The sequence below is a fragment of the Pristimantibacillus sp. PTI5 genome (genome assembly GCF_048572955.1).
Lineage (GTDB): Bacteria > Bacillota > Bacilli > Paenibacillales > Paenibacillaceae > Pristimantibacillus.
Genome location: NZ_CP183886.1, coordinates 1,890,590 through 1,903,938, shown reverse-complemented (window position 1 = coordinate 1,903,938; position 13,349 = coordinate 1,890,590). Strand labels below are relative to the sequence as shown.

General features: G+C 52.1%; 7 protein-coding genes. 6 read left to right on the top strand and 1 reads right to left on the bottom strand.

Going from position 1 to position 13,349, the window contains the following annotated elements:
• The 4 genes from ACN6MW_RS08460 to ACN6MW_RS08445 all read left to right on the top strand — a co-directional run bounded on the left by ACN6MW_RS08460 (position 1) and on the right by ACN6MW_RS08445 (position 4,989).
• The gene (locus ACN6MW_RS08460; RefSeq protein WP_419875074.1) at positions 1 to 1,587 is read left to right on the top strand and encodes a response regulator; all 1,587 of its coding nucleotides are present in this window, start codon (positions 1 to 3) and stop codon (positions 1,585 to 1,587) included.
• A 172-nt stretch (positions 1,588 to 1,759) separates the two neighbouring features.
• Entirely contained in the window at positions 1,760 to 3,112 is a 1,353-nt protein-coding gene (locus ACN6MW_RS08455) for an ABC transporter substrate-binding protein (RefSeq protein ID WP_419875073.1), read from the top strand.
• Between the two features lie 137 nt (positions 3,113 to 3,249).
• Positions 3,250 to 4,131 carry a carbohydrate ABC transporter permease gene (locus ACN6MW_RS08450; RefSeq protein ID WP_419875072.1) on the top strand — a complete coding sequence of 294 codons (882 nt, stop codon included), beginning with the start codon at positions 3,250 to 3,252 and terminating at the stop codon, positions 4,129 to 4,131.
• A gap of 15 nt (positions 4,132 to 4,146) precedes the next feature.
• Positions 4,147 to 4,989, top strand: coding sequence for a carbohydrate ABC transporter permease (locus tag ACN6MW_RS08445; protein WP_419875071.1), 843 nt, complete (start codon positions 4,147 to 4,149; stop codon positions 4,987 to 4,989).
• Between the two features lie 9 nt (positions 4,990 to 4,998).
• Here ACN6MW_RS08445 and ACN6MW_RS08440 read toward each other — a convergent pair whose 3' ends face one another.
• Complete coding sequence (locus tag ACN6MW_RS08440; RefSeq protein ID WP_419875070.1) at positions 4,999 to 6,276, bottom strand: DUF3895 domain-containing protein; 1,278 nt, start codon at positions 6,274 to 6,276, stop codon at positions 4,999 to 5,001.
• Positions 6,277 to 6,521: 245 nt separating this feature from the next.
• Between ACN6MW_RS08440 and ACN6MW_RS08435 the strand changes: the two genes are divergently transcribed.
• Together ACN6MW_RS08435 and ACN6MW_RS08430 are read left to right on the top strand one after the other, a co-directional pair.
• Positions 6,522 to 7,178, top strand: coding sequence for a pentapeptide repeat-containing protein (locus ACN6MW_RS08435; RefSeq protein ID WP_419875069.1), 657 nt, complete (start codon positions 6,522 to 6,524; stop codon positions 7,176 to 7,178).
• 282 nt (positions 7,179 to 7,460) lie between these two features.
• On the top strand, positions 7,461 to 13,319 hold the full coding sequence (locus tag ACN6MW_RS08430; protein WP_419875068.1) for an immunoglobulin-like domain-containing protein: 5,859 nt from the start codon (positions 7,461 to 7,463) through the stop codon (positions 13,317 to 13,319).
• Positions 13,320 to 13,349: the final 30 nt, after the last annotated feature.

Genomic DNA, 13,349 nt, shown 5'->3' with positions numbered 1-13,349 from the left:
ATGCAGAAAGTTATGATCGTGGATGATGAAGTTATTTTTCGCGAATATTTGAAAACGGTGCTGGACTGGGAGACGCTTGGCTTCACCATAAACCAGGAAGCAAAAAACGGCTTGGAAGCGCTTGAGCTGGCTGCAATTGACCGGCCGGATATTGCGCTTGTAGATATTACGATGCCGTTTATGGATGGGCTGCAGCTCACAGAGAAGCTGAAGGAGCTATATCCTGAGGTTAGCGTTGTTCTGATTACGGGGCATAATGAATTCGAATATGCGCGAAAGGCGCTGAAGCTCGGCGTTGAGGATTATATTCTAAAGCCTTTCTCCAAGGAAGAACTGCTTCTTACGCTGGTGAACCTGCGGCAGCAGCATCAGAAGGCGCAGGAGGAGAAGGTTACCCTTCGCGAAAATACGGAGCTGATGAAGGAAAGCTTTCTCGGTCAGCTGATAAGCCGCGAATATGCGCTTTCTGATGAGGAAACGATCAAGCGGCTGCAGCAGTTCGGCATACAGGCGGAAGCCGGCCGCTATGTCGCAGCTTGTATCGAGATCGATCATATGGACCGGAAATGGAGCAAGGCGAGCGACAGGCTGCTGATGAAATACGCGGTAACGAACGTGCTGAACGAAGCGCTGGAGGAGAGCGGCGATTATCTGATCTTTAACGGGCCGGAGGGACGGATCGTAGGCATCGCCCGGCATAACGGGGAAAGGGATGAGCTGCCCTCGCTGGAGGGGTATAAGAAGCTGTGCTTCCTCATCAAAAAATATTTGAAATTCACCGTCACGGTCGGCGTCGGGCGGAGCAAAGACGGCTTCAAAGGGATTGCCGCATCCTATGGCGAGGCGCTGGAGGCGCTGCAAAACAAATATGTGCTGGGGCATGACCGGGTCATCGCATACGGGGAGCAGCTGCCAAGCAGCGGCAACCAGCCCTTCTACCCGCCGGAGGTGAATGAAGAACTGCTTGTGCTGCTGCGCTTAAACAGCTGGGAGCCGATTGAGCGGAAGCTGGATGAGGTCTTCCAAACGATTCGCGAGCGGCGGCTGCCGATCGACTATATTTATGTCATCTGCATGGGACTCGTTTCGGTTAATCTCTCTTATTTCGAGGAATCCGGCCATCCCGTGGAGGACTGCTTTGGAGAGCAATTTTACCCTTATAACGAAATACGGAAGCTGGAATCGGCAGAGCTGACCTTCGATTGGCTCAAGGAGCTGTTCCGCAAAGCGGTGATCTATAACAGCAGGCACCGCAACACGCGGTCCTCCAAAATCGCAAAGGCCGCCAAGGCGTACATGGAGCAAAATTATGCGGATCCGGGGCTGCAGCTGGAGCAGATTGCTTCGCATGTATTCATTAACTCGAGCTATTTGCGCGCGGTATTCAAGAAGGAGATCGGCATTACGGTCAGCGATTATTTGACGCAGTATCGGATGCAGCAGGCGAAGGAAATGCTTGGCCGCAACCATGCGCGGCTAACCGACATTGCGGAGAAGGTCGGCTATAATGATCCGGGGTATTTTAGCAAAAGCTTCAAAAAATTTTACGGGTATTCCCCAAGCGAGTATGAAAAGAGCCGCCAATAGCGGCTCTTTATTGCGAGATCAGAATTGATTAGTTTTTTACTTATAAATCTGCGGATTTTACCAAAAGCACGCAGTTTCTTCATTATCAAGACCGATCAGTTTCCTTATACTCAGAAATGTAAAGCGCACGAAGAAAGCGATTTTGGTAGAACAAACTTTAGGGGGCCAAACAATGAGAAAGCTGGCAATTGCAGTGATGAGTCTTTGCTTGATATTCGTAGCAGCCTGCGGCTCCGCGGGCAATAACGAGGCTGCGAACAACAAAGCGGCGAGCGAAGGAAACAAAGAGACGGCGACAAACGCTGCGCAGGAGGAAACGAAGACGGAGGACGCGAAGCCGGTTAAGCTCCGGATCTACTCGCAGTATGCCGATGACGATACCAAGCTTCCTTATGATTATGCGGTTGCGGAATTGAAGAAGGAAATGCCGAACGTTGAGCTGGAGCTGGAAGTGCAGGCGCAGGATGACGGTCAAAAGCTGAAAACCTATGCGGCAACGGGCAACCTGCCGGATATTTTCCAAGCGGGGCTGGACATCATTACGACGTTCAAAAAATCAGGCAACATCCTCGAGCTGGATGCATACGTTGACGAGCTTGGCTACAAAGACAAAATGTTCCCGAGCACGATGAACACGCTGGTAGCTGAGGATGGACATACTTACGCTTTTCCATATGCCGGCAATGAATTTGCGCTTCTCTACTACAACAAAGAGCTGTTCGAGAAAAACGGCGTGAAGGTGCCGACCACCTACGACGAGCTGTTGACGGCGGTTAAAGCATTTAATGCCGCAGGCATTACTCCGATGTCGCTGTTCGCGAAAGAGAAATGGCCAACGGTTGCCTTGTACGATATGTTCGTTACCCGCAATGAGCCGCAAGGCATTTTGAAGCTGAATGCAGGCCAGGCGAGCGCTAGCGATCCTGCTTACAAGGAAGCGGCTGAAAAAATTGTTGAGCTTGTGAAAGCGGGCATGCTGCCTAAGGGCGCAACGAACTTGAATTATGATCAAGCGGCAGCCTTGTTCCATCAGGGCAAAGCCGCCATGTTCCTGAACGGCCAATGGGAAATTGCGGAATCGACAAAACAGCTGGGAGACAAAGCAGGCTGGATGTACTTCCCGGGCAAAGACGCAGCAAACTATGAAGCAAGCAAATACGCGTTCAGCGGCGGCGGCGGCCCTGGCGGCTACGCTGTGAATCCGGATACGAAGGATAAGGATTTGGCAGCGAAGGTAGCCGCTTTCCTATCGCTTAAATATGCGGAGTACAAATTTACGGAACGCGGCAATCCGCTTGTAGCGACAAAGGTTGATAAAGCGATCATTACCGAATATCCTCCGATGATGAAGCAGCTCTCCGATGACATTGCCAAAATTACAAGCACGTCTTCCTTTGCATGGGGGCTGACGGATGCCAAGTTTAAAGCAGCGCTGGAGGACGCGTCGCAAAGCTTGATGACCGGCGCATACAGCGCGGAGCAGTTTATCGAAGACGTGAACAAAGCCGTTCCAGCCGCGAAGTAGCAGCTGCGGAGGCATCAATAAATAAAGGGTAAACGAGGCGGAACTCACTCCCATCAGCATAACGGGGTGAGTTCCAGCTCTCTTTAGCCAAAACGCGGCAACGGATGGATAGTCAGACTCGCAGAGGAAGTGATGAAATGAACAAATTTCTGGGGAACAAGACAGCGATACTTTTGTTTATATTGCCGGCTCTCCTTTTATACACCGTGATGGTATTTTACCCGATCATCCAAACGTTTTTTCGCAGCATGTATGAGTGGGACGGCCTATCGGAAGGCACTTTTATTTGGTTCGATAACTATACGAGATTGTTCCAAGACGGCTTGTTCTTTACCTCCCTTAAAAATGGTCTGATCTTCGCGGTTATCATAACGGTAACCCAGATCGGAATCGGCTCCATACTAGCTTTTGCGGTTGCCGACGCGAAGTTCAAGGGCCGCAAAATTTTGCGCATCAGCTTTTTTATACCGGTGGTTCTATCGATTACGGTCGTTTGCCAGCTGTGGCTGTCGATCTATAACGGCGAATATGGACTCATTAATAAAATATTTGAATCAATTGGGCTTGAATACAAGCAGGATTGGCTTACGAGCAGCAAATCGGCAATTATCGCGATTGCATTCGTAAATGCCTGGCAGTACATGGGCTATCACTTCGCCCTGCTGCTCGCGGGAGTGAAGTCCGTTCCTGAACAATATATGGAGGCTGCCCGCATCGACGGCGCAACGAAGCTGCAAGCGATTCTGAAAATCAATATTCCGATGATGGCGGAAACGTATAAATTTTGTCTGGTGTTCGCGATTACTGGCGGGCTGAACGCCTTTGCCAATATGTACATTATGACTAGCGGCGGCCCGGGGACCTCGACTTACACGCTCACCTATCTCATGTATCGTTCGGCATTCCGAGTCGGAGAGTTCGGCTACGGAAGCGCGGCAGCGGCCATTCTCGTCCTTGAATGTCTCATTGCGACGCTGATTATTAACCGACTGATTGCGAGAGAACGCATTTCATACTAGAGGAGGCGGGCGAAGATGGCCTGGATGATGAAGCTTAGAAAAAACAACCCGAGCATGCCGATCTTTTTGTGGCTGTATGCGCTCTTGTCGGTTTATCCGCTCGTGTGGATGATTTTTTATTCTTTGAAAAACAATAATGAAATTTTCGTAACGAACCCATTCGGTCCGCCTATGCATCTGCGGTTTGAGAACTACGTAGAGGCATGGTCGAAATATAACGTACCGGTTTATTTTATGAACAGCTTGCTGGTTGCGGTGGTTACGGTAGCGGGGGCGATATTGCTCGCGGTCATGTTCTCGTATGCGGCGGCAAGGCTGCGCTGGCGTTTTAGCAAAATCGCGCATACGTATATTCTTGTGGGCATGTTCATCCCGATTCAAGTGATTATGATTCCGCTTGCGATTCTTGTAAGGGACCTGAATTTAGCCAATACTTACGGGGCATTGATCATTCCTTATATTGCCTTTAACCTTTCATTTGCTTCCATGGTGTTTTACGGCTTCTTTCGCAGCATTCCTATTGAGATGGAAGAGTCGGCCTGCATTGACGGAGCGAGCATTTACCGGACGTTCTTCAGTATTATGCTGCCGATCATTAAGCCTGCGCTCGCTACGATGGTTATTTTTATTTTTTTGAATTCATGGAATGAATTTACGATGGCCGTCATTCTGATTACCAAAGAAAGCTTGAAGACGCTGCCGCTTGGCCTGCTGTTTTTCCAAGGGCAATTTACGACGGATTGGGGCGCGATGGGAGCTGCGATGACGATTGCCAGCCTGCCGACGGTGCTGATCTACATCCTGTTCAGCGAACAGGTCGAGAACGCGCTTACCGTCGGCTCGGCTGTAAAAGGTTAAGCTTAAGCTCTATTCGTTCTTTTTATAGACGCGATCCTCGGAATTGCTGCTCACAAGCTCGCATTGGCCAGCTGCGGCAAGCTTGTCCATATAAGCGGCAACGGCGATATAAATGCCGGGCTTGCCGGTAGACATCCGCGTGTCCTGAACGAGCTTTTGCTCGATGAGGAAGTTGGAGATGGCAAGGGTGCTGATGCGGCCGTATTTGATGGCATCATCCACGACGCGCTGGGCTGAGGGAGACAGATAGAAAGGGCTTGACCGCTTCGCATCCGAGCTGCTTACCTCGTTTTCTCTTCGCGTTGCGGCGCCGAGCTTCCTGCCGGCTTCCTCGAAAGCGGACGCATCCAGACTTTGATTCGCCGGATTCGCCGATGGCTCGTCGAACAGGAACGCGCCTTGGCTTTCTTCCTCTTCATCAAAGACGAAGGCGCCTTGGCTGCCGTTTGATGCTTCGAAGACGAAGGCCGCTTGGCCGTTATCCGTTTCTTCAAAGCTGAATGCCCCTTGGACAGCACCGTATTCCCCAAAATGAAAGGAGCCTTGATCGGCACCCAGTTTATCGCTTTCAGGGGCAGGCTCGCTGTTTTTCTCCTGGCCTTCGCCTTTCTGAATGCTCTCCGCCTCGGGGAAGTCGGGCTTATCCTCTTCGGAGGCTGATGGATCGAAGTAAGTTAAAGCGGCTGCCAGCCGTTTTTTTCTGCTTGCGACATCAAGCTCATGCAGCCTTCTTCGTATACGGGCTAGCTGCCGATCGAGCAGAGGAAGCTTGGCATCGATATGGGCCTGAATATCAGGCGGTACGTCGAGCTCAGCTGGCAGCGGCAGAAAAAGATGCTGATCCAGCTGCCAGCCATCCCGGAACTTGCTAAGCACCTCGTTCATTTCGCCGTCCAGCACATCGAACCCCTTCATGATATCCGCGATGGCTTTCGCATCGATCCCCGTATGGAGCTGCAGATGCTCGATGCCGAAATAGCGTATCGTGTTCGTCGGCAAATGCAGCACCTGATGCTGGTAGCGGAGCGAACGTCCGCATTCGCATTTCGTATGCGGCGAAACCTCGCCGCTGTCGGTGAAGCCGATATAGTCCCATTCCTCGATAAATGCCGCAATATCCTCAAACTGCGCATCCTCGGGGATGAACTGGCATTTTTTTCGCGCAAGCTGCCTCGCAAACAACGTTCTTCTGCCTCTGACAAGCTCATGATGCATGAAATGGCGTTGCTCCTCTGACAGCTGCCCCATGATGTGATCGCGCTGCTCCAGCGTCATTTCATATTTCATAGCGCACCTCCATATGTATAGCATAATCCTCTTATACGAGCATTGCGGCACCGCAGAGGTTGCTTTCCTTTTACAGTATTAATTTCTTCATTATAGATGGGGCTGGTCAATAAGTCATCAGAGAGCTGTTTTGAAGCAAGACCGGAAGCGAAGGAATGCCGTCGAACAGGCCGGTGTAATCGTATATAATGGAGATTAGGTTCAGCGGCTTGCAAAGGAGCTGCCGCAGGGGGAGGTATTTGCAGATGTCCAGCAAGGAAAAAAAGCTTGATGCGCCTAAAATTCCGGAAGGTCTCACGGCTTTGACGGTGCCGGATTACGAGTGGGCGGATGAGTATGAGATAAGCGACAGCATCATTGAGGATAGCGGCATTCATAACCAATCGGCTTATAAGGCATGCTTCGATAGAGTGGTGTTCCAAAATGTCGTGTTCCGGGCCGTAAGCTTACGGAAAGCAGAATTTACGGATGTTCGGTTCGTCAATTGCGACTTATCGAATATTGATTTGAGCGAAGTCGTTTTGCACCGCGTATCCTTTCAGAATTGCAAGCTGCTCGGCATGGATATTACGGGTTCGACGCTTCGCAACGTATGGTTCGAGCAATGTTACGCGGATTATGCCGTCCTTCGTTTCTCCAATGCCAAGGGAGTTAAGTTCGAGAAAACCTCGCTTGCCAAAGCGGACCTGTCCAATATGACATTATCCAACTTTTACTTAAGGGAATCCAATATCGACCAAGCGCAGTTTTCGCAGACTAAGCTTGGCGGCATCGATATCAGCAGCTGCGAGTTTAACAGCCTGGGGGCAGCGCTCGAGGATTTGCGCCGCTGCATCATATCGCCGGCGCAGGCGATTACGTTTGCCACGATTTTTGGGCTGGTCGTGGATGACGGCCTCTAAATGCTAAAGCAATAACCGTTCTGGAAAATGAGCGGGAATGACACCTGCCTGCCGGCAGGTGTCATTTTTTTTGTGAAACGGGCGGGTGAAAAAAGTGAACCTTAGTGAACATAGCTGTGTAGACCGCAGTGAAATATGAGGGTATGAATGGAGTTCATTGCCGTTTATATTGTTCAGTTGAACAGGGAGGCCATCTTCGATATCATTCGTGTTGACGTTCTGCCATCCTAGTTGTAAGCGCATTCAGAATGAGCGATCAACATGCTTGAAGGAGGAATACGATTGTTTAAACAGAAGAAATGGTTGTCTTTGGCGCTGTGCGTCTCGATGTTCGCGTCCTTTCTGACCTCATTGGCGCCCGCATATGCAGCGAGCGAAGGACAGGGAACAACGGCAGCCGAGTTCACGGAGCAGGAGCTGAAGGATAACGACTACATTCTTTATTTCGTAAATGCAGGGGACCCGACTCCGGCAACTGCTGAGGGCTCGGATAAGCTCGGTCTCTACAGCTCCGTAACAGAAAAGGTGTACGGCGTTGATCCGGTTACATCCAAAGCATGGGGCTTAGTCACGACAACAAGCGCGACAAGCGTAAGCGATGCCTCGACAAAATCGGGCTCATTGAGATATTACAACGGAACACAAGTGAGAGATAAGGCTCTGGCCTACGACTTCGAGCTTCCGCTCGGTGAATATGACGTGACGTTCGGCTTCAAAAATCCGTGGAGCGGACGAAGCGTTAATCTGCTTCTGGAAGGAAACAACGTATCGGGCGGCGATTTCGCGATCGGCGGCGACGGGGCGGAGATGGCCGTCACCTACCGGAAGATCAGCGTAACGGACGGAAAGCTGAATGTGCGCATTCAAGGGCCGGCAGCCGCCGCGCTCATTAACCATAATGATCCGCTGGTGAGCTATTTGATCATTAGGCAGAACATTACCGTTCCGCTCTCTGATTTGGACATTCAAATCGCGGCTGCGGAAGCAGAAGCGTCAAATACGGATTACACGCCATACAGCCTTGCCGAGCTGAACCGTGTCATTCAAGAGAGCAAAACGCTGAAACAGACGCTTTCGGGCGGCAGCGCCGAGATCACGGAGCCCGCGGTGCAGGAGCAGATCATCGCGGCTATCGCTGCTTTAAAGAAGGCGATATCGGAGCTTGCGGTTAACGAGCCGTACGATTCGTTCACGCCTGGCTCGGTGTGGCGGGATACGAACGGCGCAGTTATTCAGGCACATGGCGCCGGCATGATGTACGATGAGGAAACGCAGACTTATTACTGGTACGGAGAGGATAAAACAAACGGTTATTTACCGGCCAGAGGCGTGCGCGTCTATGTCTCGAAGGATTTGTACAACTGGGAAGACAAAGGACTTGCGCTGACCGCGATTGAATCGGCGGATGATTTCATTAACGATCCGCTCATTTCCGAGCTGTATGAAGGCAGAACGGATCAGGCGGATATTTTGAACGATATCGGCACGGACCGGATTATTGAGCGGCCGAAGGTCATTTATAACGATAAGACAAAAAAATACGTGATGTGGATGCATACGGACGGCCCAAGCGCGACGTCAACAGCCAACTATGCGAAGGCTGAAGCGGGTTACGCGCTCAGCGATTCGCCGCTCGGGCCATTTGTCTATCAGGAGAGCCATCGCATGGACCGCGCTCCGGCGGGCGCTACCGATGACGGTCAGCCGAATCAACCGGGCATGGCCCGCGATATGACCTTGTTCAAGGATGATGACGGAACGGCATACTTGGTATATTCGAGCGAGGAAAACCTGACGATCTATATCTCCAAGCTCAATGATTCCTACACCGATGTCGTGGGCTGGCACAAAGACGGCAACGAAGAGCGCGATACGGATTACAAGGCAGTTCACGGCGTGGATTATGTTCGCGTATTTCCGCTTGCCCAGCGCGAAGCGCCTGCTTTGTTCAAATATCAAGGCAAATACTACATGATTACATCCGGCGCGACCGGCTGGGCTCCGAACGTGGGCAAATATACGGTTGCGGACAATATTATGGGACCGTGGAAGGCGATGCGCGATGTTGCGCCGGGCAGCTCCACGACCTTTGGCTCGCAGAGCACGCAGGTTATTCCGGTCGATGCGGCTGCAGGGAAGTTCATTTATATGGGCGATCGCTGGAACCAGAATGATTTGGCGAATTCCCGTTACATTTGGCTGCCGATCGAGTTTGGCCAAAATGACGAGATTGCGCTCCGCTGGCAGGATGAATGGTCGCTTGATGTATTAGACGGCATGGGGAAGGTCACGGTGAATACAACGCTTCCCGCCAGCACAACAATCGGGATAGCGCCAACGTTTCCCGGCAACGTTAACGTGACCTTGTCGGACGGAACGAGCAAGGATACGCCGATTGCATGGAACCTAAACGCCGCGGCCTTCCAGAAGCCGGGCACGGTGCGGATCAGCGGGACGCTGACAGAGCTGTCGAATAAAAAAGTAGAGCATCAAATGTACGTCATTCCGGAAGGCAGCGCTTATTTCGTCCATGCGGGCGGTGCGGAGACAGCCGATTATAAGGACATCATAGCCTTGATGGGTGAGGAAAACGTACTAAACGGAGAGACAATCGATCAGAAATACGACCCTGCGAACAACCAAAGCTGGGGTTATGTCGGAGATAATACGCTGGCATCGGGAACGAGCAGCGGTGATATTTTCACGTCCCTGCGCTATTTGAAGGGTAATTCCGGCGATGATTTATCGTACCGGTTTGATATGGATAACGGAAATTACGATGTATATGTCGGTCTATATGATCCATGGTCCCAATATTCCAACGGGCAGCGAATCGCCGACATTATTTTGAACGGGACGGTCAAGACAAGCGGCTACGTCTTCACGGCTGCAAGCGATGTAATGAGCTATGGCAATGTAGCCGTTGATGACGGGAAGCTGGAGCTGACGGTACATCGCTCGGTAAACGCAGGCGCATCCAGCTCCGACCCGCAAATCAGCTGGATTATGATTACGGAAAGCACAGGCGGCGTAGTAGACCCGCCCCCATCCTCCGAGTCGGAGCTGATCGTGCATTATGATATGAGCGATGTGGACGGCGCGGCGGTAAAGGACAAGACAGGCCAACATGACGGCATATGGGTAAATCCGGAGAACGCGGAGTGGCTTAAGTCCGATACGGCGGGAGCAATCAGCTTCGAGGGAGGCAGCACAAGCTCCTATATCGAAATGCCGCAGGGCATTTTGGAGGGCTTGACGGATGTTACCGTGTCGGCGCTCGTTAATTGGAACGGCAAGAACGGAGCGGAATGGCTGTTCGCGCTTGGGCAAAATGATACCCATTATTTGTACATGACGCCTAAATATAATGCTGACAGCACGTCGCGCGTCGGAATCGCCACCAATGGCTGGCGCAATGAAGCATCGACCAAAGCGCCGGCGCTGCAGTCCGGCAATTGGAAGCTTGTCACAGCGGTCATGTCCGGAACGGACGGCAAGCTGACGCTTTATATCGACGGTGAGGTGGTATCGTCCAGCACGGCTGGGGGTTTTACGCTCGAACAAATCAAAAAAGCTGCAGGCGCAAGCGGATATATCGGAAAATCCTTTTATGCGGGCGATCCTTACTTTGGCGGAATGGTTGCGGATTTCCAAATCTATGACGGCGCATTGCTGGCTTCCGAAGTGAGCGGGTTGATGGAAGCGGCGAATCTAAAAGCGGCAAGCCTGGAAGGGCTGCTCGTAGAGCATGCGGCCGATCAATTGGAAGCGGCGAATTTTCTTGGCGATAATGCAAGCAAAGACGCTGTTCAGACAGACCTGATTTTGCCGGCGCAGGGTGCTAATGGTACGACGATTACGTGGCAATCGGCGAACGAGGCGTTTATCAGCACGGCAGGCAAGGTTACAAGACCCGCATCGGATGCGCAAAATGAAGCCGTTGTGCTGACAGCCATCGTGACGGATGGGAAGTCGACAGCGGCAAGAACCTTTGCCTTTACGGTGCTGAAGCAGCTGGATGCTGGCGAAGCGGTTGCGAAGGATGCGGCAGCCTTGATGATTTATAACGTCCATGATGTACGGGGCAATCTAACGCTGCCGACGGCAGGAAAGAATGGAACGGCCATTACATGGACCTCGGAGAAGCCTTCCGTCATCACGACAACGGGCGAGGTGAAACGGCCGGCTCATGGCAGCGGAGGCACGACGGTCAAGTTGACGGCCGCCGTTTCGAAAAACGGCGTTACGCTGACGAAGGCCTTTGCGGCAAACGTAAAGGAACTTCCGAAGGACGAGGCTTATGCAGGGTATATGTTCAGTTACTTTACGGGTGAAGGCACCGCGAACGGCGAACAGGTTTATTTCGCGTTAAGCGAGGGCAATGATCCGCTCCACTGGCAGGAGATGAACGAGGGCAAGCCTGTCCTGAACTCAGGATTAGGCGACAAGGGCGTCCGCGATCCGTTCATCATCCGCTCCCTCGAGGGAGATAAGTTCTATTTAATCGCAACGGATTTGAAAATGAACGGAAGCGGCGACTGGAACGCGGCACAGACGAGCGGCAGCCGTTCGATCATGGTATGGGAGTCTCATGACCTTGTGAATTGGTCTGAGCAGCGCATGGCTGAGGTATCTCCTAAGGAGGCCGGCAATACATGGGCGCCGGAAATCATCTATGATGATTCGACCGGAGAATATGTCGTATTCTGGGCTTCAAGGCTGTTCGAAGACGAGAACCATAACGGCAGCAGCTATCAGCGCATCATGTATGCGAAGACAAGGGATTTTTACACCTTTACGGAGCCTGAAGTGTATATGGATTACGGTTATTCCATTATCGATACCACGATGCTTAAGCATGCGGGCAAGGTTTACCGCTTCACGAAGGATGAACGCAATAATTCGGCGGAGACGCCAAATGGGAAATTTATTTTGCAGGAGTCGGGAAGCTCGATCTTTGACCCGGCGTTTAATGTGATCAAAGAAGGCGTAGGCAAAGGCGCGATCAGCCGCGGCGAAGGCCCAACCGTGTTCAAGTCGAATACGGAAGAGAAATGGTATATGTTCATCGATGAGTTCGGAGGCAGAGGGTATGTGCCGTTCGAGACGACGGATTTGGACTCGGGTGAATGGAGGTTGTCCGCCAGCTACGAGCTGCCGGCAAGCCCGCGGCACGGCACCGTCATTCCGGTCACGCAATCCGAATACGAGCAGTTGCTGGCTAACGTTCCTGCAGTTGAGCAGCCGAATACCGACATCCGCGTAACGGGCGTAACCTTGGATAAGCAATCAGTTACGCTAAAACAAGGGGAGCAGGTGCAGCTAACGGCGGCAGTCGCTCCGCTGGATGCGGCCAATAAGGCAGTCCTTTGGTCGAGCACGCAGGAGAGAGTCGCTTCCGTGAACGGGGCAGGCGTTATTACGGGCGTGACGGAAGGTACGGCTGTTATCACCGCGACGACGGCGGACGGCGGGTTTATCTCCGTAGCGACCGTGACGGTGGAGAAGAAGGCAGCGACTGGCGGAGAGACGACGCCGACGCCAACGCCAACGCCAACACCAAGTCCATCGACAAGTCCGACACCAAGCCCAAGCACAGAGCCGCAGCCGAGCTTCTCGGATACGGCCGGGCACTGGGCGGCTGCTTCCATCAATAAGCTTGCGGAGCAAAGCATACTGGGAGGCTTCCCGGATGGCAGCTTCAAGCCTGACAAACAGATGAGCAGAGCGGAATTCATGGCGGTCATGTACAGATTGCTCGATTTGAATACCGAAGAAGGCGACGCCGGCTTTGAGGATATCTCATCTGCGGCCTGGTACAGCAAATACGTGAAGGGCTTATCCGAAGCGGGAATCGTAACCGGCTTCGAGGACGGCAGCTTTAAGCCGAACCAAGAGATGACGAGAGAGGAAGCTTTTGTTATTTTGTACAGGGCGCTTAAGGAACGGCTGGTAACGCCGGTCGATGCGAACAAGCCGGTCTTTACGGATGAAGCGGGCGTTTCGGACTGGGCGAAGGAAGCTATATCAGCTTTGACGGAGACCGGTTTCATTAAAGGCTACGAGGACGGCACCCTGCGGCCAAAAGAAAAGATTACGCGCGGCGAAATTGCGGCGATTGTGGCTAGCTTTATGAAATAAGGTTGATTATGAAAGGCATCCTTAAGTTTA